The 22340-nt window shown below is 31.6% G+C and carries 26 protein-coding genes, 6 tRNA genes and 2 pseudogenes; 4 read left to right on the top strand and 30 right to left on the bottom strand.

Annotation, left to right across the window (positions count from 1 at the left end):
- Window positions 1-45: 45 nt before the first annotated feature.
- The 7 genes from IY230_RS06415 to IY230_RS06445 all read right to left on the bottom strand — a co-directional run bounded on the left by IY230_RS06415 (window position 46) and on the right by IY230_RS06445 (window position 5088).
- Window positions 46-477, bottom strand: coding sequence for an acyl-CoA thioesterase (locus IY230_RS06415; RefSeq protein ID WP_196370814.1), 432 nt, complete (start codon window positions 475-477; stop codon window positions 46-48).
- A 159-nt stretch (window positions 478-636) separates the two neighbouring features.
- Complete coding sequence (locus IY230_RS06420; RefSeq protein WP_196370815.1) at window positions 637-1224, bottom strand: hypothetical protein; 588 nt, start codon at window positions 1222-1224, stop codon at window positions 637-639.
- Window positions 1225-1308: 84 nt separating this feature from the next.
- The gene (locus IY230_RS06425; RefSeq protein ID WP_196370816.1) at window positions 1309-2313 is read right to left on the bottom strand and encodes a YeiH family protein; all 1005 of its coding nucleotides are present in this window, start codon (window positions 2311-2313) and stop codon (window positions 1309-1311) included.
- A gap of 133 nt (window positions 2314-2446) precedes the next feature.
- The gene (locus IY230_RS06430; protein WP_196370817.1) at window positions 2447-3586 is read right to left on the bottom strand and encodes a C39 family peptidase; all 1140 of its coding nucleotides are present in this window, start codon (window positions 3584-3586) and stop codon (window positions 2447-2449) included.
- Window positions 3587-4348: 762 nt separating this feature from the next.
- Window positions 4349-4615 (bottom strand): hypothetical protein, encoded by a 267-nt coding sequence (locus tag IY230_RS06435; protein WP_196370819.1) that lies wholly within the window; start codon window positions 4613-4615, stop codon window positions 4349-4351.
- Complete coding sequence (locus IY230_RS06440; RefSeq protein ID WP_196370820.1) at window positions 4612-4821, bottom strand: hypothetical protein; 210 nt, start codon at window positions 4819-4821, stop codon at window positions 4612-4614. Before IY230_RS06440 ends, IY230_RS06435 begins: the two co-directional genes overlap by 4 nt.
- Complete coding sequence (locus tag IY230_RS06445; protein ID WP_196370822.1) at window positions 4822-5088, bottom strand: helix-turn-helix transcriptional regulator; 267 nt, start codon at window positions 5086-5088, stop codon at window positions 4822-4824.
- Window positions 5089-5345: 257 nt separating this feature from the next.
- On the opposite strand from IY230_RS06445, the gene IY230_RS06450 reads away from it, so the two are divergent.
- Window positions 5346-6062 (top strand): hypothetical protein, encoded by a 717-nt coding sequence (locus IY230_RS06450; protein ID WP_196370823.1) that lies wholly within the window; start codon window positions 5346-5348, stop codon window positions 6060-6062.
- A gap of 119 nt (window positions 6063-6181) precedes the next feature.
- On the opposite strand, the gene IY230_RS06455 is transcribed toward IY230_RS06450, so the two are convergent.
- The 5 genes from IY230_RS06455 to trhO all read right to left on the bottom strand — a co-directional run bounded on the left by IY230_RS06455 (window position 6182) and on the right by trhO (window position 8708).
- Window positions 6182-6364 (bottom strand): IS3 family transposase, encoded by a 183-nt coding sequence (locus tag IY230_RS06455; RefSeq protein WP_196370825.1) that lies wholly within the window; start codon window positions 6362-6364, stop codon window positions 6182-6184.
- Window positions 6365-6853 carry a DDE-type integrase/transposase/recombinase gene (locus IY230_RS06460; protein ID WP_196370827.1) on the bottom strand — a complete coding sequence of 163 codons (489 nt, stop codon included), beginning with the start codon at window positions 6851-6853 and terminating at the stop codon, window positions 6365-6367.
- A 255-nt stretch (window positions 6854-7108) separates the two neighbouring features.
- Window positions 7109-7384, bottom strand: coding sequence for a transposase (locus tag IY230_RS06465; protein ID WP_196370829.1), 276 nt, complete (start codon window positions 7382-7384; stop codon window positions 7109-7111).
- A gap of 187 nt (window positions 7385-7571) precedes the next feature.
- A tRNA-Cys gene (locus IY230_RS06470) sits at window positions 7572-7646 on the bottom strand.
- 105 nt (window positions 7647-7751) lie between these two features.
- Complete coding sequence (gene trhO / locus IY230_RS06475; RefSeq protein WP_196370831.1) at window positions 7752-8708, bottom strand: oxygen-dependent tRNA uridine(34) hydroxylase TrhO; 957 nt, start codon at window positions 8706-8708, stop codon at window positions 7752-7754.
- Between the two features lie 168 nt (window positions 8709-8876).
- On the opposite strand from trhO, the gene IY230_RS06480 reads away from it, so the two are divergent.
- Window positions 8877-11003 (top strand): ATP-dependent Clp protease ATP-binding subunit, encoded by a 2127-nt coding sequence (locus tag IY230_RS06480; RefSeq protein ID WP_196370833.1) that lies wholly within the window; start codon window positions 8877-8879, stop codon window positions 11001-11003.
- A 39-nt stretch (window positions 11004-11042) separates the two neighbouring features.
- Here the strand turns inward: IY230_RS06480 and IY230_RS06485 are convergent, their stop codons facing one another.
- The gene (locus IY230_RS06485; protein ID WP_196370835.1) at window positions 11043-11933 is read right to left on the bottom strand and encodes a Ppx/GppA phosphatase family protein; all 891 of its coding nucleotides are present in this window, start codon (window positions 11931-11933) and stop codon (window positions 11043-11045) included.
- A gap of 124 nt (window positions 11934-12057) precedes the next feature.
- On the opposite strand from IY230_RS06485, the gene IY230_RS06490 reads away from it, so the two are divergent.
- Window positions 12058-12741 (top strand): SHOCT domain-containing protein, encoded by a 684-nt coding sequence (locus tag IY230_RS06490; RefSeq protein WP_196370837.1) that lies wholly within the window; start codon window positions 12058-12060, stop codon window positions 12739-12741.
- Window positions 12742-12790: 49 nt separating this feature from the next.
- Here IY230_RS06490 and IY230_RS06495 read toward each other — a convergent pair whose 3' ends face one another.
- From IY230_RS06495 to IY230_RS06565, 16 genes and pseudogenes are all read right to left on the bottom strand, one after another.
- Window positions 12791-13573: an EAL domain-containing protein gene (locus IY230_RS06495; protein ID WP_230852624.1), complete on the bottom strand. Its 783-nt coding sequence runs from the start codon at window positions 13571-13573 to the stop codon at window positions 12791-12793.
- Window positions 13574-13600: 27 nt separating this feature from the next.
- Window positions 13601-14044, bottom strand: a pseudogene (locus IY230_RS06650) (GGDEF domain-containing protein); the annotation flags it as partial.
- Window positions 14045-14101: 57 nt separating this feature from the next.
- On the bottom strand, window positions 14102-14389 hold the full coding sequence (locus IY230_RS06500) for a hypothetical protein (RefSeq protein ID WP_196370841.1): 288 nt from the start codon (window positions 14387-14389) through the stop codon (window positions 14102-14104).
- Between the two features lie 53 nt (window positions 14390-14442).
- Window positions 14443-14817, bottom strand: coding sequence for an SHOCT domain-containing protein (locus IY230_RS06505; protein ID WP_196370842.1), 375 nt, complete (start codon window positions 14815-14817; stop codon window positions 14443-14445).
- Window positions 14818-14833: 16 nt separating this feature from the next.
- Window positions 14834-15268 carry an SHOCT domain-containing protein gene (locus IY230_RS06510; RefSeq protein WP_196370844.1) on the bottom strand — a complete coding sequence of 145 codons (435 nt, stop codon included), beginning with the start codon at window positions 15266-15268 and terminating at the stop codon, window positions 14834-14836.
- A gap of 77 nt (window positions 15269-15345) precedes the next feature.
- Window positions 15346-16005, bottom strand: coding sequence for a DNA alkylation repair protein (locus IY230_RS06515; RefSeq protein WP_196370845.1), 660 nt, complete (start codon window positions 16003-16005; stop codon window positions 15346-15348).
- A 92-nt stretch (window positions 16006-16097) separates the two neighbouring features.
- A complete protein-coding gene (locus IY230_RS06520) occupies window positions 16098-16307 on the bottom strand; it encodes a heavy-metal-associated domain-containing protein (RefSeq protein ID WP_012243071.1) in 210 nt (69 codons plus the stop codon).
- A 3-nt stretch (window positions 16308-16310) separates the two neighbouring features.
- Window positions 16311-18536, bottom strand: a pseudogene (locus IY230_RS06525) (heavy metal translocating P-type ATPase); the annotation flags it as partial.
- Between the two features lie 154 nt (window positions 18537-18690).
- A tRNA-Gly gene (locus tag IY230_RS06530) sits at window positions 18691-18765 on the bottom strand.
- A gap of 8 nt (window positions 18766-18773) precedes the next feature.
- A tRNA-Pro gene (locus IY230_RS06535) sits at window positions 18774-18850 on the bottom strand.
- A gap of 58 nt (window positions 18851-18908) precedes the next feature.
- Window positions 18909-18985: transfer RNA gene (locus IY230_RS06540), tRNA-Arg, on the bottom strand.
- A gap of 8 nt (window positions 18986-18993) precedes the next feature.
- Window positions 18994-19069: transfer RNA gene (locus tag IY230_RS06545), tRNA-Glu, on the bottom strand.
- A 79-nt stretch (window positions 19070-19148) separates the two neighbouring features.
- On the bottom strand, window positions 19149-19694 hold the full coding sequence (locus tag IY230_RS06550; RefSeq protein ID WP_196370846.1) for a DJ-1/PfpI family protein: 546 nt from the start codon (window positions 19692-19694) through the stop codon (window positions 19149-19151).
- A gap of 1 nt (window position 19695) precedes the next feature.
- On the bottom strand, window positions 19696-20325 hold the full coding sequence (gene mtnN / locus IY230_RS06555; RefSeq protein ID WP_196370847.1) for a 5'-methylthioadenosine/S-adenosylhomocysteine nucleosidase: 630 nt from the start codon (window positions 20323-20325) through the stop codon (window positions 19696-19698).
- Complete coding sequence (gene udk / locus IY230_RS06560; protein WP_196370848.1) at window positions 20322-20945, bottom strand: uridine kinase; 624 nt, start codon at window positions 20943-20945, stop codon at window positions 20322-20324. The genes mtnN and udk overlap by 4 nt, the downstream gene beginning before the upstream one ends.
- Window positions 20946-20957: 12 nt before the next feature.
- Window positions 20958-21266 carry a hypothetical protein gene (locus IY230_RS06565; protein ID WP_196370849.1) on the bottom strand — a complete coding sequence of 103 codons (309 nt, stop codon included), beginning with the start codon at window positions 21264-21266 and terminating at the stop codon, window positions 20958-20960.
- Between the two features lie 145 nt (window positions 21267-21411).
- On the opposite strand from IY230_RS06565, the gene IY230_RS06570 reads away from it, so the two are divergent.
- The gene (locus IY230_RS06570) at window positions 21412-22167 is read left to right on the top strand and encodes a hypothetical protein (protein WP_196370850.1); all 756 of its coding nucleotides are present in this window, start codon (window positions 21412-21414) and stop codon (window positions 22165-22167) included.
- 40 nt (window positions 22168-22207) lie between these two features.
- On the opposite strand, the gene IY230_RS06575 is transcribed toward IY230_RS06570, so the two are convergent.
- A tRNA-Asn gene (locus tag IY230_RS06575) sits at window positions 22208-22284 on the bottom strand.
- Window positions 22285-22340 lie beyond the last annotated feature (56 nt).

The raw sequence follows: 22340 nt of genomic DNA on the forward strand, positions 1-22340 counted from the left end.
ACACATATAAAAAAACGCACTTTATGAGTGCGTTTTATTTATAAGTTATCTATTCATCATGTATTTTTCTAATCTGTTTTTTGAATCTTCACTTAATGCTTCCGATTTTTTAGTATCATTACTTACTTGAACTAAAACAGATTCACTCGTCGATACTAATTTACCATCTTGATATAGTGATTGTAAAAAGGTTACAGAACTATTACCAATTTTTGTAATACCTGTACCTATTTCTAGTTTACCTGGCCAATGTATTTCAGCAATGAAATTCATTTCGATATGTGCAATCACAAAAGAACAGTTTTCACTTAATATTTGATGTTTAGGTTCATAAACGATTTCTACTCGACCAGTTTCATAAAATGTAGTAAACACCGCATTGTTTACATGGCCTTGTTTATCGGTATCACCGTATCTTAATTTATCGTGTGTGATATATGGAAATTCATTTAAGTTTAATTTTGGAATACTTTTCATGTTTATCTCTTTTCTATTGATTCACTATTTTTACTAGTATAAGGATATCATTTACACGTAATCATTTCAACTAATCGAAACTGACCTTTGTAAAATATGATATATTATGTTACATATAAAAAGGGAAGTTATGATGATAACTTCCCTTTAGACTTTAATTTATGGTATAAAATTATCTTGATTTTTAGCACGAATGACCTTAAATACAAACCCTAGTAGGATTGGAACAATCATGTTCACCCAAAGTAACATATGAAGACCAATACCTGGATACGGAAGTTCATAGATCTCACCCGATAATCTAAAGCGCATGACCTCAATCATATTAAATACAATAATTAATAAAATTAGTACGAGCGCAATGTATACATAATTGAACTTCTTCAGGTATTTATAAGCTATAGCCTTGGTGACTTCACCATGACTAATCAAAGTAAATATAAGTAGAGATAGTGCAACAATCGAAATGATAAAGATTACTGTAATACATAAAGCGATAATCGGTCCTTCTTCAAACGATGTATTAAACCAAGTTATGACGAGATACCCTGTATCACTTGATGTCATACCACCTTCAAAATCTACAAATGGTAAGAAAAATATGAATAGATTCACAAACATTAATCCCATAAATATGTATGTTACCATTTTAAACGATTGATCATCGATAGGTTCTACATATTTTACTTTTTCAGTTTTACTCGTATCTTTTAAATCTTCTTTGGCTAGTTCTTTTAATTTATGCATATTTTATTTTCCCCTTAAATGAATATGTAACTTATAAGCCTGTTCATATTTTAACATGAATATAAAAGGAAATAAATGAAACATTTAAAACATAATAGATAATACAATAAATGAAACAATCACAACAGACACATCAATTAAAATAGCAACCATCATTGGTTTAACACCAACACTTGTTAATTCTTTAAAGCTTGTCTTTAAACCAATGGCACCAAGTGCGGTTGCCATGAAAAATTTAGAGATATTTGAAATAGATACGACCCAATCATCAGATAATATATTTAAACTTCTAATACCAATAAATGCAATAAACCCTAATATGAACCATGGAAATATTGCTAATACATTTACTTTTTGATTTGTCTTTGAAATACCTTGTTTTTGACTTTTACGTGCGTAGATATATGAGAATATAATAACAATTGGAACAATAAATAAAGTTCTTGTGAGTTTCACAATCGTTGCTAGTGCACCCGCAAGTTCTGAGAATGCGTAACCAGCTGCAACAACGGATGATGTATCATTTACAGCTGTACCTACCCAGAGCCCAAATGTGGTATCTGTCATGCCAAGAAAAACACCAATCCAAGGAAATAAAATTACAGTAAGTAAGTCAAAGATAAATGTTGCTGATAGTGCGTAAGCCATATCTTTATTATCTGCTTCAATGACTGGACCTAAAGTAGCAACCGCAGTACCACCGCAAATGGCGGTACTAATAGATAGCATGCTTGTCAATTTCCAGTCAATTTTAAATATTTTTCTACAAATATAGCCTACACCAAATGCAGTAATAAATGTAAATCCTAATAATATAAACGCATACTTTCCTACTTCAAATACTTGACTAAAACTCAAAGATATACCTGCTAAAATAATACCTGTTCTTAAAATATACTTAGCAGACCAATCAATACCCGAATCTAGTACATCGTACTTATGCAACAGTGGATTTAATAAGATCCCTAATAATAAAGCAATTAATGCCATACCAATTAAATCTACTGGTAACACATTGTTGATAGCAAGTGATACACCTGCAATAATAAGACTAACCAAAATACCTGGTACATATTTTTTAATCATCATGACGCTCCTCATCTTTTCATAAAATAAAAACCCCTATAACGAATATTTCGTCACGAAGTCTTTATCTTGGTAATATTTAGTTAACTCTATTTTAACAAATAAAAATAAATAGTGTTGAGAAACTATTAATGATTTAAATTATCTCAGATTTTACGATTATATAGGTATATTGACGCCAAACATTTAAGACTTGATCCATTGGATATTTTCTTTCAACTTTACTATCTTCATATTCAGCAGGATCATTGAAGACACCATGCCATACACCATTGATTTCTTCAAATCCTTTTAAGACAATCAAATGACCTGCAGGAAATGCCATGATAGCTCCATTTAGTTGATCTGCTGATGTGGTCGAAATTGAAAAGATAACAGGTATATCATTTAAGATATAGTCTATAACAACACTAAAGTCTTCAATATATTCAACTCTTGCAGATATACCATCTAAAGAACCTGCATAACTTGCATTAAAAGTCCAGTTACCATAGATCCTTTGACTATTGTCATATACTTTTTTAGCCATTTCTTGTTGTGTAAATGTATAGCCATAATGATTTAGTACCATAGCAACCGAAGTCGGTGAACAAATCACATTACCAATACTTGGTATACTTAATTGTTGCATCGGGGCTACATCAATGACTTTATCAATAAGTTTTGATGCATCATAAGTTAAAGTACTATCTACGCTTTTGGTTGTAACACTGATATTTTTAATTTCTAAGTTATCTGCACTACCTGCAATGACCGTAAATTTAAGTTTAATGAAATTATTTTTACTTGGATCTTTATTAATTAAAGTATCAATACTTACACGACCATAAGAATCATCAGAACTATTAAATGACATATGGTTTTCATCTTTAAATAAACCCATGACTTGGTAACTACCAAAATTAGTTCCATCACCTAAAGAAACAAAGAAGGTAATTCTTGCATCTTTTAAGTTTTTAACGTTCCATGATAAAACCAATTCATTAAAGTGATTCACTTCAATCGGTGTACTTTCATAAGTAGCTTGTTGAACTGTATCTTCTAATACGATATTTTTATTTGAATCCAGTGCTAAATTAATTATGGCAGCCTCATCTTTTACATGCCATAGTTCATCTGCATAAATCGTTTTAGTTTTATCTACCTTTACTTCAATAGGTTCTTCTATAACTGGTTCTTCGATGATTTCTTCATCTTTATTAGAATCACCTAGACTACATGCAGTTAGTAGACTTGATAATAATATAGTAAGTATAGCTATTACATAACGTTTCATAAATTTAAACTCCTTAAAGTGTATAACTTTGAAAATATACATTTATTATATCATCACATGGATTCTATCAAAAATATAAGCGTATCTAGCTAAGTAGATACGCTTATATTTATCTTTTATTTTTATAATCCGTTAATGTTTTTGTAACATTTGACTTTATATTTTGTTTAAGCTTTTGTTGTGCTTCTTTTAACTTCTTTAATTTAAGTTGTTTTTCCTAAATCTAAATATAATGCTTCCTTTATATCTAATTCATATTTGAGTACTTTAATTTTAAGATTTTTTAAGTAGTTAATTCTTTCAGTATATTTCATCCTACACATCCTTTTAAAATATTTTATATAACGGTCTATACACTCATATTATACACAACTCGAATCATTTGATACAATATCATACTGGTCAGTATATAATTTTAAGGTGGCAACTATTTTTCAACACAAAAATAGATATTCATTTTAACGAATATCTATTTAGTCTATTGTTTCAGAAAATGTTCAAATAATCTTTTAACATCTTTACTATCCAAAAAAGGGTACAAGGCATCTACATTTAAATTTTGATGCGCACCATTTAAATACGCATCTACAATCAGTGTCAAATCTGTTTCATCAATAAAGGGTGTAATACTTGAAGGATTGATATTTAAATCGCCTTCAATGGCTTTTTTAAATAATGCAGTTGCATCTTTAGATTCAATAAAGGGTAAAAAGATAGTTAGGTCAACAGCTTTAAGTGATTCATCATCGGTTAATACTTTATTTAATAAACCCTGATATCTTCACCACTTAAAAATGGTAATACTGAAGATAATCTAGATGTTTTAGATCGTATATTTTTTGATAGTTCAGTTTTATGAGTAACTAATTTATCTTCATTTAAATCTTGAAATAATTGATATACTTCCTTTTTTTCGGTTTCATCTGTAAAAATGATTGTTTCATTATTCATTAAACTTTTTAGTGCTTCTTCTTTGGTGATTTGTACATTAATAATCTCGTCACCAATATTTACTTTTTTAATAATCATGTATACTTTCCTCCTATATGGATTGTTTGATTGTACAGAAAACTGTGTTCTGCTGGTGTAAGAACAGCACTTAAATTCACATGATCACATGTTATCTTTTGTTCTTTAATTGCTTTTAGGACTTGCATCCGTTCAACAGGTGATAACTGATAAAGTATTTTATGAATATTTAACTTTAACTCACCACGAATAATTTGATTAATCACTTAACTCCTAGTATGATTTTCAAAAATATTATCTAGATTAATATTTTTTCGATCATTATCATTTAGACACAAAAGATTTTCAAAGCTTGTTTCAAATATTGCACAAAGCGATAATAAAGAATTAATTGATGGGGCACTAATACCTAGTTCCCATTTGGATAGCGCTTGCCTTGTAACATTTAATTTTTCTGCTAGATCGTCTTGTGTCATGTGACTGAGTTTTCGGTATGTACTTATTTTATTCCCTACTTTATAAAAATCTACCATGTAAATACCCTCCTACAAATCTATTTTTAACCTATTGAATAAATTTGTCACGCAACAATGAGTTGCAAGTTAACATATTCTAATATTATTTGTCTTAACTTAATAAGATAACTAATAAATGATTTAACACTGTAACATCGCTTAGTAACCGCCTTATCCTCTTTTTATATTACTATAGATATCGGTATACATTATACAATCCATTGTTATATGGCATATTTTATGTTACTATTTAGACATACTTTGTCGAGGTGCATATGAAAAAGAAAATACTTAGAAACCCAAACGCCTACTATTACTTATTTGTTAGCATAGCTTTACTTGAGTTAATTGCATCTGTTTTAGGTATTATTTTAAATACCTCTAGAACCTCTAGAGATAATGCAATTAATAACGTGTTTTTATCTCTTTTAGCTATATCACTTATGAGTGTACCTAGATATTTAAAAACTAAGTTTAATGTGACCTTTAAAAACTCGGTAGAAATTTTAGTCTTAGTATTCTTATTTATCTCAATCGTTTTAGGTTTTATCCAAGAGTTTTATATCACTATTAGAGGCTTTGATAAGCTTGTACACACCGTCAGTGGTATTGTCATATCCCTTGTAGCTCTTGAGGCAGTAACTATTTATGCACACTACATTTCAAATAATAAAAAACAGGTTATTCCTGCATTATTTATCATAGCCTTTTCATTTACTTTTACTGTTTCACTTCTGCTATTATGGGAGTTTTATGAGTTTGCTTCAGATACATTAACATTTATTTTTACACAAAACCCTACCAACATGCAGCGCTATCTATGGTCAAATCCAAGTGAGATTTTCCCACAAGGATATGGTCTTTTAGATACTATGGTTGATTTAATATTAGGAACCCTCGGTGCTGCTGTTGTATCTATTGTTGCATTCATCTTCTTAAGACGCACAGAAAAAAAGCAATTACACCAATCTATAAATCACGAAAATAATTGATGACTAAAATCCTTTATGTTAGTGCAGGTAACCTTAATTAGATTTATAGATGAATAATCGTAGGAATTGAATTGATACCATTTTCTTGTACTTTATGTTCTTTGTAGTTATTGTATCATTTATTGATTCATGAGTCTATATTGGATAGGTGAATAACCACCTAGAGTTAATTTTATTCTATCGTGATTATACCAATAGATATACTCATCAATTGTTCTAATTAAATCAGATAATGATTTAACCTTTTGTAAGTAGATGGTTTCGCATTTAAGTGTCCCAAAGAAGCTTTCAATTACTGACATTTAATAGGCATTACCTTTAGCACTCATAGATTGAGTAAATGATGATTTCTTAAGGTAATTACGATATTTAGGTGATTGGTATAGAATGCCTTGATCAGAGTGTATGAGAAGCTTTGATAAGTCTTCATTTGGGTTGATTGCTTTCTTAAGAGTTTTTAGAATCAAGCCTTGATTTTGACTCCTAGAGATTTGGTATGCTTTGATTTCACCATTGTAAAGATCTTGTATTACAGATAGATATAATCGTTTACGATTAAATCTAAACTCTGATACATCAGTTGCCCATGCAATATTTGGTTTCTTTTTCTTAAAGTCTCTCTTAAGTAGATTGGGTGTAATTTTGTTTGATATTTGAGAGATATAGCGATATCTCTTTTTTCTTACCTTACAGACGATGTGTAGCTCTTTCATAAACTTCACAACCGTCTTATACGCTATTTTGACCTCATAGAAGTTTTTAAGGTGCGAGTTTAATACATCTATAGCCATATGTTTTGTTACTAGATTCAAAGATTTCTGAAATAAGTATCTTAATATCATGATATTTATCAGTCTCATTTTGATGTTCATAATAATCGTAAATAGATTTTGGAAGTCCTGATATTAGAAGTAAATCTTTTAATGCATATTTTCGCCTTAGTTCTTTAACTACCTTGTATTTTTGTTTGTTCCTGTTTTTTAAACTTTGGCGATAAGTAATTTTCTAGTATTCTAGTTCCATTTCTAGGTGTTTAATTTTGAGCTCTAAATTTTTTTTACCTCTTTGGATGGTGTATGGAACTTTCTAACTGGATTCTTACGGTAATCTTTTGGTGTCTGATAAAACCGTTCCTTCCCATAAAGTCTATATTGATAAACCCATCTGGCTGGTAGTGTATCATTTAAACTCCCTGATGATAAATACATATCATATTTACGCGCTACTTGACTGTATGAGAGTTCATTTTCAATGATGTCTAAAACGACCTTTAATTTGAATGCTCCACTCCATAATCTATTCTTTTTCTTTTTATCCTTCATCTGATACCTCCTGCATATACTTATATTGTATCAAAGTACAGGTTTTTGGTATCAGTTCACAAAAATAAAAGTCCATCATGTCGGTCGTTAAAGACTTTCAGATGGACTATTTTTTATTAAAAAATGCCCTATAAGGGCATAAATTTGTGTAATTAGTCCGTTTTATCGAACCAATTCAAGATTATTTTGGAGGCCCCGATCGGATTTGAACCGACGCGTCAAGGTTTTGCAGACCCATGCCTTACCGCTTGGCTACGGGGCCAAACACGCTATTATATTATACGTTTTGAAACCGTAAATGTCAATGATAAAAACAACCTACAAACGAGAGTGAGTTGTTTCACTCATTTTGTAGGTTGTTGTACTTTTAAATTTGAGGTTCTAGATTAGAATCTATGTGTTGTAAAACAAAATCTACAGTAAGATTATGTTTTTTTACGTATCTATTATTTGGGTGGATTCTACAAGCATGTGAACATGATCCTAAATATTTTTTTTCAGATGCTTCACTTGCAAGTATTTGTTTATTACACTCTGGATTTCCACAGTTAATATAACGTTCACATGGTTCGTTTGTAAAGTAATCTCTACCAACTACGACATGCTCGTGTTTATTGATATCTACTGCAATACGTTCATCAAATACATACATTTTACCATCCCAAAGTTTGCCTTCAGTATCTTTACTTGTACCATAGTTGTGGATACCACCATGCAATTGACCTGCCACATTAAAACCTTCTTTAATTAACCAGCCACTAAACTTCTCACATCTTACACCACCGGTGCAGTATGTTAGAATTTCCTTGTCTTTAAATTGATCTTCATTTTCTCTAATCCAGTTTGGTAAATCTCTAAAATTTTTAATTTCAGGTTTGATTGCACCTCTAAAGTGACCAAGATCAAACTCGTAGTCATTTCTAGCGTCTATAACTACTGTATTAGGATCTTGTAGTTTTTGATAAAACTCAATAGGTTCCAAATACTTACCTGTGATTTCAAGTGGATTCACATCCTCTTCTAAACTTAAGTTTACTAATTCTTTTTTAACTCTTACATGCATTTTGCTAAATGCGTGCGCATCAACTTCATCAATTTTAAAGAAGGTATCTTGAAAACCTTGAAGACTTTTTAAATAGTTCATGTAATTTTCTGTTTGTTCAAATGTACCGGATAAGGTACCGTTAATACCTTCACTAGATACTAAAATACGCCCAAGTAAGTTTTGGCTCTTGCAATATGCTAAATGCTCATCTTTAAACTTTTCAGGGTTTTCTATGGCTGTGTACTTATAATATAAAAGCACTCTATAATTTTTTTGCATTTAAATCTTCCTTTTTTGTTCATTCTTTTACCGATTTATTATACATAATTGTGGTAAGTCTTACAAAACATTTGCCTATATCATCAATAATTAGCACTCATCACTTGACAGTGCCAATTATTAGGCATATAATAATGTTATATTATAGAATTTTAGGGAGGAAATAATATGCAATTTAACCCAATGGATGATTATTCTAAAGATCCGGACATTCTAAAGAAGTTTGGTAGAAATATTGTAGAACTGGTTAAAGAAGGTAAAGTCAACCCGGTTATCGGTCGTGAGGAAGAAATTAGACGTATTATTAAAATTCTATCTAGAAAAACTAAAAATAACCCTGTTTTAATTGGTGAACCAGGGGTTGGTAAAACAGCGATTGTTGAAGGTCTAGCTAGAAGAATTGTTGATAAAGACGTACCTTTAAGTCTACAAAATAAAATTGTTTATGAACTAGACTTAGCTCAATTAGTTGCAGGTGCAAAATTTAGAGGTGAGTTTGAAGAACGTCTTAAGGCTGTCTTAAATAAGATTAAAGAAAGTGATGGCCAAATCATCTTATTTATTGATGAATTACATAATATTGTAGGTGCTGGTCGTGCGGATGGTGCTATGGATGCCTCAAACATCTTAAAACCAATGCTTGCACGTGGAGAACTACATTGTATTGGTGCTACAACATTAAATGAATACCGCTTATATATTGAAAAAGATAGTGCACTCGAAAGAAGATTTCAAAAAATCACGGTAACTGAACCAACCATGGAGGATACCATTTCTATCTTACGTGGTCTTAAAGATCGTTTTGAAGCACACCATGGTGTCCACATCTCTGATGGTGCCATTATAGCCGCTACAAACCTATCGGCACGTTACATTACTGATAGATTCTTACCAGATAAAGCAATCGACCTTATTGATGAGGCATGTGCTTCTATTCGTATGGAAATTGATTCTATGCCAGTGGAACTCGATGATGTCCAAAGAAAGATACTACAACTCGAAATTGAAAAATCTGCTTTAAGTAAAGAAACTGATACATTAAGTAAAGAGCGTCTATCTAAAATTAAATCCGAGATTGATGATTTAAAATTAGAGGAAGCCGGTCTAAAAAGTAGATGGGAAAAAGAAAAATCTCAACTTAATTTATCAAAACGCAAAAAAGAAACATTAGAACAACTTAAAAACGAACTTAATACTGCTTATAACGAAGGTAACTATTCTAAGGCTGCAGAACTTCAATATTCAAAAATACCTAATCTAGAAAAAGAAATATCTGAATTATCAGATACTTCAACAGATGATAAACTACTAACAGAATCTGTTACCCCTGAATCGATTGCTGAAATTGTAAGTAAATGGACCCACATACCTGTAACAAAACTAGTGTCTGGTGATAGAGAAAAACTTAAAAACCTACGTTTAAGCCTAGGTAAACGAGTATTAGGTCAAGATCATGCATTAGAACTTATTAGTAATGCCATACTACGTCATCGTGCAGGTATTAAAGACCCAAATAGACCTATAGGTTCCTTCTTATTCTTAGGTCCTACTGGTGTTGGTAAAACAGAAGCCGCTAAGGCACTTGCTGAAAATTTATTTGACTCAGAAAATCATATTGTTCGTATAGATATGTCAGAGTATATGGAATCACATAGTGTCTCACGCTTAATCGGCGCACCTCCAGGATATGTAGGTTATGATCAAGGCGGTCAACTTACAGAAAAAATAAGACGTATGCCTTACGCAATCGTCTTATTTGATGAAATTGAAAAGGCACACCCTGAAGTATTTAACATTCTACTTCAAGTATTAGATGATGGTCACTTAACAGATGGACAAGGTCGCACAATAGACTTTAAAAATACAGTCATTATTATGACTTCTAATATTGGCAGTCAATATCTACTAGAAAACGCAAGTGATGCCCAAGAAAAAATAGATAAGCTGCTAAAACAATCCTTTAAACCAGAATTTTTAAATAGAATTGATGAAATTATTACATTTAACTCCCTTGGATTTAAAGTTCAAGTGGATATCACAAGAAAACTACTCAATGAACTTTCTGATAAATTAAAAGAAGAAAATATCTACATTAAACTTGGTGAAGATGTTCAAAAATACGTTATCAAAAACGGATTTAATGAACAATTTGGTGCAAGACCACTTAAACGTTATATCCAAAGAGATATAGAAACATTTATTGCAAAAGCAATCATTTCAGAAGAATTACTACCAAATCATCACTATGAAGTCTTAGTAGATAACGATAATTTAAAAATTCATCTAGTCTCTTAAATAAAGATATCCCTATCACAAACTGTGATAGGGATACTTTTATTTTTGGATTTGTTCTAACAGGTAACCTTCTCTAATACCCGATTTACTTACAATGATTTCTTCAATATTAAAGTGATTCATTATAGTTTCTAGAATAATTAGACCTGGCATAATGGTATGAATACGTTCTGGAATCATACGAATAATTGATAGATACGTCTTTTTCTTAGTAGGATCTATCTTTGAGATTAAATCTTGAATGTTATGGCGTGTTAACTTATCAAACTTCTTTTGGTAAAAGTTTTGTAGTAATACAAGACTTGCTTGAATCGTGCCTCCAATGCCATAACAAACCTTTACATCCACTTTATCAACCTTATGTAGTTTTAATGCTGAAACTACTGCGGATGAAATACGTTTTGCTTCAAGTGCTGTCGGAAATATCTCTTTTACATAGGTAATATAGGTATTTAACGACCCTAAATTTAACGATACAGAGTCTTTAAGCTTACCATCAGTAACTAGTGATAGTTCCGTGGAACCACCACCAATATCAACGATTAACCCTCTATCAATTTGGTGATCAATTAAGATACCTTTATAACCGTAATAGCCTTCTTTTTCTTCATCTAGTAACTCTACTTTCATACCTGATGCTGTTTTAATACGGGTTAAAATTTCATTTTGATTGCGTGCTTCTCTAATCGTTGCAGTCGCAATCATAAATAGTTTTTCTAATTTATAACTTTGACTAATTTCGATGAAATCTTTAACGACCCGAATCACAGAATCAATACCTAAATCAGATAAATAGCCTTCCGGTAATAAATAACTCGCTAAACCAACCACTTCTCTTTTTGAATATATATTGGTTAGTTTATGATTCTCATATTTGAATATTTCTAACCTAAGTGAATTAGATCCTAAATCAATAATGCCATAGTTCATATACATCACCGCCCCTTTAATTATATAATATCAAAGAACATGCATTTTATGTGCATTTTTTACATATAAATGATTTGAAAATATGTAGAATACTTGGTATCATTAACTAAAGGAGATTTAAACAATGAAAAAAACATATAATCTAGGTTTACTAACAGGTGGTATTTCTTTAATGCTCGCACTGATTGCTTCATTTGTGCTACAGGATTACTTTTCAGAATCTTTTCTGACATTGAGTTTCACATTTGATACATTTGTATTAATCGCAGTCGCATTTATGCTCATCTTACAATTCAAATCATTTGATAAGATTGCAGCAATCGTACTAGTCATCTATGGTGCCTTTAATATCCTCTATGGTATTGTAGGTAGTCAGACTTTATCTGATGTGATCAATTCAACAGAACTTGAAGTGATCTTCATCTTAGGTTTATTATTAGGACATGTCTTATTTGAAATTGCGGTACTCTTTGTACTACTTCACTTAACTCAACAAAGATTTGAGTATAAGTTCACTAAGAAGTTTGTCATTGTTGCATTATTAGTTTCACTTGTATTACTTATTTCTATTACACCACTTGTTACATTTATGACTTTTCAATCCATTATTCGTATGGTCTTCTCTGTTATTTCTATTGCAATGTTATATTTTTGTATCCAACAAATGGTTACAGATACACCGATTGTAGTTGAGGCACCAGCTAAAGCAGTGCCAAATAAAAGATTAGAGTTATCCAAGTTATACGAACGTGGTATCATTACTCAAGAAGAATATCAAACAAGATTAGATTTAATTGATAAAGAATAATTTTAAAAAGAAACTGCGTTATATCTTAAGTTAGGATATAACGCAGTTTTTATTTGGATTGAATAGTTTTATTTAATTGTGATACTTCAAGTGGTTTATGATAATAAAAACCTTGGACATAGTCTACATCATGTAGTTTTAATATCTCTACTTGTTCAATTGTTTCAACACCTTCTAAAACAGTTTTTTTAGACATCGCATGCGATAAGTCTAAGACAAACTTTAAGAAATGTCTTTCACTTGGTGATTTATCAATTTTAGCTATAAAGTCCTTGTCCATCTTAATGATGTCTACTGGTAAATGTTTAAAGTAAGTTAATGAAGAATACCCGCTACCAAAATCATCTAGTGCGACTAAAAACCCTTTATCTTTGAGTTGTTTTAAGACGATGATTGTTTGATCAATATTTTCAAGTGCCATCGATTCAGTAATTTCTATAATAATTTGTTTATTATCAATTTCATGTTTTTCGATGTAACGTTCAATATCTTCTATGAATGTTGGATGCATTAATACTTTGGGTGAGATATTAATATCCACTGTAAAGTATTTACCCATCTGATTCCAAGTTTTAATTTGACCAAATACCTTATCATATAAGAGATGTGTGAGTTCTAATATAGACCCTGATATTTCAGAAAGATAAATAAAATCATTCGGTGGAATATAACCCATGGATGAATGATTCCATCTAAGTAGTGCTTCTAACTTTCTAATTTCACCTGATTTAAAATCAAGAATCGGTTGATAGACTACATAAAACTCATCGTTTTGAAGTGAAGGTTTGATGGCGTTTGTAATCTCATATTCACGTTCCTTAGACTGGTGCATGAAGGTATTATAAAAAACTACTTGGTCTTTACCGTTTTTCTTTGCCGCTGATAATGCAAGATTTGCGTGTCTTAAAATATCTCCATATACAAGACCGTGATCTGGGTAAAGTGCCACCCCTGCTGATGCTGAGTAAAAGTAAGCCTCACTTTGTTTAGACATTAAGTTTTTTACTTTATTGATACTTACATCAGCAAGTGTCTTAATTTCATCTAGATGTTCAAACTGATAGAATACTAGAACAAATGAATCTTCACTCATTCGAGCTACAATATGTTCTTTACCAACCTTCGTAAGTTCTTTAGCAATGAGTAATAATGCCTCATCACCCCATTTATGACCTTTCAATTCATTGATTGCACCAAAGTCATCAATATCTAGATAAAGAAGCGCAAAAGGAGTTTTATTTTGAATTAAACGGTTTATCCTGATCTCTAATCGGTTACGATTGATTAAGCCTGTTAAAGCGTCAAAATAAGCTAAATTGAAGTGTTTTTCTTCTAAGGTGGCGAGTTGTTTGTTTTGATATTATAATTCAAATAGAACTTTTTTTAATTGTTCGTTGTTTGATAAGTATTTCTTAACTCTTCTATACACAATGATATAATACACCAAACCAATAAGACCCAGAGAAATAAATCCCTTGATCGATTGAATCACTTGAGCGGTGCTTGGATCTAATACATATTTTGAAATCAACCAATCACTAAACCATATATATGCATAAACAAGTATAAAGTATGATAATGTGATTTCTGTTGATTCTCTAAACGCTGATTTTACTTTTTTGTCATCCTGATGAACATTATTTTGCATTTGTAACTCCATTGGTCTATGTAGTGTGAGTGAAATTCATGAAGATAGTAGTTCTATATATTTTCTAATATTACTTTACGGCGTGCTTCATATTCTTCTCTTGAAATCACACCACGGTCAAACAATCCATCTAATTGTTTTAATTTTTGTTCTACAGTTACTGGTTCAGTATCTGTTGAACTCACACCAGTTCCAGCTAGTAAACCAAATATACCACCAATTGTTGAAGTGAATATTAGGTAAATACTATAGTTTGTAACTTGTTCCTTTGTTGCTTCACCTTTTTTAGCTTTATCAAATACTGATGCTGCTTTAAAGTTAAAGTATGCTAGAACGAGTGGGAAGATTAATAATCCACCCGGGAAAATAAATAGTACCCCTGAAATAATCGCGAATACCTGTGCTACAGTTAAAAATGTTTTATTCATATTTTTTTTGCCCCTTTTAGACACTTTCTATTATTTTTTTACGTCGTTCATGGTACTCATCTAAAGTGATTAAGCCTTTATCAAACAAATTATCTAGGTCTTTTAATCTTTTTTCCAACGATGAATTATCACTTTGATTTTGATCAGTATTTTCAATCATCACACCAAGTAGTGCAAATACACCACCTAGTATGTTTGAAGTAATCAAAAGTATAACACTATATACGATAATTTCAGTTTTCATATATGGATTATCTTTAGCTTGACCAATTCTTATAAACACAAAGATATTAAATCCTACAATGATAAGCATCACCAAACCAACGATATTGAAGGTGACATCACTTTCAAGTTGTCCTAAAACAAACATAAAGATTAGTGCATAAATACCTATCACTACAGCACCGATAGCTACAAACACCTGAGATATTGTTAATAACGTTTTATTCATTTAGAATAATCCCCTTTCGTACGTACATAAATTATTATATTATAATTAGTTCGATATTTCAAAAGTAATTGATAATTTTATTTTATAACTGCATGTATCCAGTTAGGAACATAGGCTGATGTACAACCTGGAGATACTTTCATCTCTTTATAAACACCTAGTTTTTCTGATAAATCCAACACTTTTGTTCGATATTTTTCATAAGTAATCCCTATTTGTGCAAAACAACGATTCATCATCCACTGTGCTTTAGGTGTTTCGTTTACCAAATTACGTTTTATTACTTCTAAAAGGTATAGAACTTCATTATCATCAATTGATTTATGTCGAACACGCTCGACGTTAATCGCCCAAAGTGCACGTTTTATCATATCAGAGTCACTATCCTTTAACATATCATATAATACATCTACTTCTTCAATCAATGTAACCACTCTAAACATAAAATCGTCTAGTACTTGTTCAAATGTAATAATACTCAAAACATCATACGCTTCTTTAGCACTTAATTTGGATACATCAAACAACATTACAGCAAGTAGCATGGCATCTGTATTTAATGTGTACATAAGTTTGAATGCTAGTTCATGATTCACCCCTATCTTTTTTGCATAAGATCTAAGGTAGCCTAATAATACACCATAGGTATTTTCACTTGCACCCGCTTTTAATAAACTCTTTTTCCTAGAAGGGTTTGAGTTTGATTTCAAATCACTCATTACTTGTTCTACAGTCATATATTTATTCCTTTCGTATTTATAGATACCTAGATTATATCTTTAAGATATGAAAAAAGTACATTGATATGACAATATACTTTTGATCTAGTTTATTTAATTTCTTTAACTTCGTAACCAAGTGTATGGATTGTATCTAAAATGACATCATGATTGACTGGGTCTTTAGTTTTTAGAACCGCAAAACCTTTGTCAAGATTCACTTTAGCAGATTGAACCCCTTCAACTGTTGAAAGTGATTTTTCTACTTTAGCCATACAATTTTTACAATGCATACCATCAATGTATACTGTTGTTTTCATAGTTTATCCTTTCTTTACGATTGGTTTAAATCGTTTTAGTCTTAATGCATTCGCAAGTACTGATACAGAACTTAAACTCATTGCTGCTGCTGCAAACATTGGATTTAATAATGGTCCACCAAATAGATGTAATAACCCCATAGCTATAGGTATACCAAGTACATTATACCCGAATGCCCAAAATAAGTTTTCTTTAATGTTCTTAATTGTCTTTTGACTTAAGTGAATTGCATTTGCTACATCTAATAAATCATTTTTTACTAATACAATATCAGCCGATTCAATTGCAACATCCGTACCACTTCCAATAGCAATACCCACATCAGCTTTAACAAGTGCAGGTGCATCGTTTATACCATCACCAACCATAGCGACTTTTTTACCGCTATTTTGAAGTTTTTCAACTTCATATGCCTTATCTTCCGGTAACACCTCAGATAAGACTAAATCAATGCCAATTTGTTTTGCTATTGCATCTGAGGTGAGTTTATTATCACCTGTTATCATGACTACTTCTACACCCATTTGATGGAGTTTCTCAATGGCTTGTTTAGAAGTTGGTTTGATGGTATCAGCTACTGCAATAATACCTGCTAACTTTTTATTGATTGCTACAAACATTGGTGTCTTACCTTGGTTAGCCAAGATTTCAGATTGATCAAATAATTCAGATAAATCAATGGATTGTTCTTTCATAAGTTTTAGGTTACCTAGTAAAACATTTTGGTCTTCTATCACCACTTCAATACCATGTCCTGGTATTGCATGGAATTTAGAAGGCGTGGTCAATTCAATACCCTTTGATGTCGCATCTAGTACAATCGCTTCACCTAATGGATGCTCTGATCCTTTTTCTGCTGATGCTGCTAATCTAAGAAGATTTAGTCCATCAATTTCACTCGTCGTAACTATATCTGTAACAACGGGTTTACCTTGCGTGATGGTACCTGTTTTATCTAAAATGACTGTATCTACTTTGTGAAGTGTTTCAAGTGATGCTCCACCCTTAATTAATACACCATATTCCGCACCTTTACCCGTACCAATCATGATTGCAGTTGGTGTTGCAAGTCCAAGTGCACACGGACATGCAATCACTAATACTGCGATAAAGATTGTCATTGAAAAGTTTAGATCTTGGCCACCAAATACATACCAAAGTAATCCTGATATAATAGCAAGTCCAATAACAACCGGTACAAAGTATCCACTGATAATATCTGCTAGTTTTGCAATTGGAGCTTTAGAACTTTGAGCATCTTCAACCAGTTTAATAATTTGAGCAAGTGCTGTATCCTTACCTATTTTAGTTGCTTTATAATGTATCGTACCAAACTTGTTAATACTTGCACCTACAACTAAATCACCAATTTGTTTTTCTACTGGAATAGATTCACCTGTTAACATCGATTCATCAATCGATGTATGACCAAAGGTGACAACCCCATCTACTGGAAGTTTATCCCCAGGTTTGACAACGATAATATCGCCTACAACTACATTTTCAATAGCAACCTTAACTTCTATGCCCTCTTTTAAGACAATTGCTTCTTTTGGTGATAACCCAATTAACTTTTTAATTGCAGCTGATGTTTTACCAATTGAAATAGCCTCTAAGTATTTACCTAATGTAATAAGGGTTAGAATTACAGCCGCTGATTCAAAATAAAGATCATGTACAAAGTGATGGTTGCCATTGATTATCATAATGAGTGCGTAGATGCCATACAAATAGGCTGCAGATGTTCCGATAGCAATTAATGAATCCATGTTAGGGTTTAGTTTAAAAAGGGTTTTAAAACCTACTTTAAAGAATGAATAACCCATTATCATGACAGGCGTAGTTAAAATAATTTGTACAACCGCAAAATTTAATGGATTAATATCTGGATGTATGAAATCTGGTAACCATAAACCAATCATAGGACCCATCGCAATATAAAGTAGTGGTAATGCAAAAATTGCTGATACTAAAAATCTTGTCCATAAATTATTAATTTCTTTTTCTTTTCTTAATTGATGCTCATCGGCAGTTTCTGTTTCTGTTAGGACTTCATATCCAGCAGCTTTCACAGCTTTTTTAACATCATCAATTGAAACTTTATCTATATCATAGTCAAAGGTTAATTTTTCAGTCGTTAAATTGACATTCACATTCGTTATACCATCTAATTTAGCTGTTGCTTTTTGAACAGATGTTACACAAGCAGCACATGTCATACCTTTAACACTTAAATTTTCATGTTTCATTCAATCACCTTGTCTTTCTTATACCCCTATATGGGGGGTATGTATATCTTACACTAGTTACTGCTTATTTGTCAAGGATCAGACTCAAAAATAAAAAAAAGACTTTCAGCAAGTCTTATCATTTGTAAATTAATGGAGCGGGTGAGCGGAATCGAACCGCCGTCTTCAGCTTGGAAGGCTGGGGTAATAACCATTATACGACACCCGCAAGTAAAATGGTCGGGAAGACAGGATTTGAACCTGCGGCCCCTTGGTCCCAAACCAAGTGCTCCACCAAGCTGAGCTACTTCCCGATTACTTTGTCGCGCTAGATAATTGTATCAAAGTTTTTTCGCTTTGTCAATCAATAAATGGCGCACCCAAGAGGACTTGAACCCCTAACCTTTTGATCCGTAGTCAAACGCTCTATCCAATTGAGCTATGGGTGCAAATAAAGTGGTGACCCGTACGGGATTCGAACCCGTGAGTGCATGCGTGAAAGGCATGTGAGTTAACCGTTTCTCCAACGGGCCACTTAATGCGCATGTATAATTATATCAACTTATTATGATTTGTCAACAATTAAATGACATTTTTTTTGATTTGTAGAAATCAATACATAATGTTGTTAATAAGCGATTTAGATAATGCTTCATCTTGATTTTTCTTAATAATTTGATAAACAAAATCAATTACAGCGCCTGCTGATCTTGCAGTTATGATTTTAGGTGTTACAACAACTTTTTTTGAAGCTAAGTAATGCCCTAATTTAGCATCTTTTTCAGAGCCTGGAAAAGCTGTGAAGTCCAAGTTATCTAAGAGTCCTAATCGGCCTAAAAAACGCGGTGCAGCACAAATTGCATAGATGTCCTTGTCTTCTTTTCTAAACGCCTTAATCAAGTCATATATGTAGTCTGCTTGATCAATGACTTTAGCTACATAACCACCACCAGGAATGATTAAAAATTGATAGTTGGATATTTTGACTTCATTTAAATGATAATCTGCTTTGACAGTGACACCAAATCCAGTTTTGACAAATAAATCTATTTCTTTTGTTACAGAATCTACATGCATACCTGCACGTCTTAATAAAGCTAACGTAGATAATGCTTCATTATCTTCCATACCATTTGAGAATATGATTAGACCCTTCATTTTAAATCACCTCTAATACTTTATCAAGCGCATCTAGCAAAGCATTTGATAGTTCTGTTTCACTTTTCTTATAAATTTCCATTTGATCATGACTACCTAATACATCTGATACTACTTTAATAGCTAATACAGGATATTTGTAACTATGGGCTACCTGATAAATACTTGCACCTTCCATATCCACAATATATGGATTTGGATTTATTGGTTTTGTAGAGAATATATCCCCTGTGTACAATCTGATTTGCTTGAAATTTTCTAATTTATTTAGTATTTTAGTGTCTGTGAAATAAAGTGTTGGATATTTAGGGATTTGTCCATATTCATAGTTAAATATCGTTAAATCCACATCATGGTAAGTGACCTCAGATACAAGGTATGTATCATAAAGATTCACCTTATGCCCACCAACGATACCTACATTAATAATAAATCTTGTTTCAGGATGCAACGTTAAGATATGTGAGAGTGCACTAGATGCATTTGTTTTTCCAATACCAGAAATGATAAGCATAACATCTTTTCCCTGGTATTTGCCCTCATATGTGTTATAAGGATGGGTTGATTTTAAGTTTAAAGTAGAAGTAAGTGCTTCTACTTCAGATTGCATCGCAACAATAATAACTATCATATAGACTCCTTTACAGTTTTAAGCATGTTGACAATGACATCAACTGCTGCACTGTGTTTATCATCATTGGGAATGATGATATCAGCATAACGTTTGGTTGGTTTTACAAATTTATGATACATTGGCTTTACCGTTGTAATATATTGATTGATGACTGATTGCATCGTGCGTCCTCTATCTTTAACATCTCTTGAAAGACGTCTAATAAAACGGATATCATCATCTAATTCTACATAGAGTTTTAAGTCAGCAAGTTCACGAATTGAATCATCTACTAAACTTAAAATACCTTCAAGTATAATAATTGGTTTAGATTCAACTTTTTCAATCACTTCACTTCTTGTATAGTTACTATAATCATATATAGGCTTATGAATCGGGTTACCTTCGAGTAACATTAAGATATCTTTCTTCAGCAGCTCAATATCAATACTTTTAGGATGATCGTAGTTCATGAGCACTCTTTCGTGCATTGGAAGGTCTTTTTGATCTAGATAATAGTCATCTTGATTAATGACTAATACATGCTGAATGCCTGCTTTTTCTAATATGGATTTGACTACTGTTGATTTACCAGAGGCTGAACCACCGGCTACAATCATAAAAAATGGTTTTTTCATATATTCATCCTATCAATTGAAGATATCTTCTTTAGGGAATTCATCTAGATTTAACAATACTAATATATCATTTAAACTGTTAAAAGATCCTAATATATTACCATTTGAATCTCTTAACTCATATAAAACTTGATTAGAGTAATATCTGTTGTAATTCAGTTTTGAGTAAATAACGTATGTCTTTCCGTCAACATTAAATTTTTTTATAGGTTCATGATTTCTTTTTCTAATTTTTTTTGCTGTATTTGAAATACTAATAACAATCATTAAAACGAATATAATGAAAAATATAGTAATAAATCCTGAAACAAATGGTGGCATATATATTCTCCTTTTAATTCTTTTATCATTACTATTATATATGAAATCATCATAAATAGGTGTAAAACTATATAATTAATCAAATTTTCAATGATTAATTAAATTTCTATTATAATTGTATTAAAGTAAGAAAAGAGGTATGACTATGGTAAAAGCAATCCAAAGAATGGAAAAATTAGCAGAAAAATTAAAGAGTTATAAAGATGCTCAGTGTTTACTAGGGCTAGGCAGTATGTCTCAAGTTAGACGTGCTGATAATTACTCCGATATGGATTTCTTCTTAATTGTAAAAGAAGGTTCTAAACAAGCATTTTTAGATGATTTAAAGTGGTTAAGTGTCAGACCACTTGTCTATATTTTTAGGAATACACTAGATGGTTATAAAGTATTATTTGATGATGGTGTCTTTGCTGAATTTGCAGTTTTTACAGAAAAAGAGATTATAGAAGCACAGTTCACTAAAGGCATTGTCTACTATAAGACAAATGATTTTGATGTATCACTTGTTGCACCAAATAATATGCCAAAGAAGAAAGTAATTGACAAAAATTACCACTTAAATGAAGCCCTAACAAACATTTATATCGGTCTAAATAGGTTACAACGCGGTGAAGTTTCTAGTGCTACGACCTTTATTCAAAGTCACGCTTTCGATAATATTTTACGTTTGTTTGATGGTATATTTGAGAAATTAGATGACTATTTTGACCCATATGTCTATGAAAGACGCATTGAATTTAAATACACAGAAGCAAGGGATCTACTACCTAAATTTAGACAAGGATATGATAAAAATAAGGAATCTGCCCTTGAAATGATACAATTTTTAACCAAAAACTATGAAATTAACGCTTATTTATTAAAAAAAATCAATGAATTACTAGAATATCGAGACAAATAAAAAACTCACAGTAAATGTGAGTTTTATTTTATAAAAAAAGTGGCGCCCACTGCTGGACTCGAACCAGCGACCCCCTGATTAACAGTCAGGTGCTCTAACCAACTGAGCTAAGTAGGCTTACAATTGATAATTCATGGGTGACACTAAGCTACATATATAATATTAAGAAAGTA

This window comes from Acholeplasma laidlawii (genome assembly GCF_015709225.1).
Classification (GTDB): domain Bacteria; phylum Bacillota_I; class Bacilli_A; order Acholeplasmatales; family Acholeplasmataceae; genus Acholeplasma; species Acholeplasma laidlawii_A.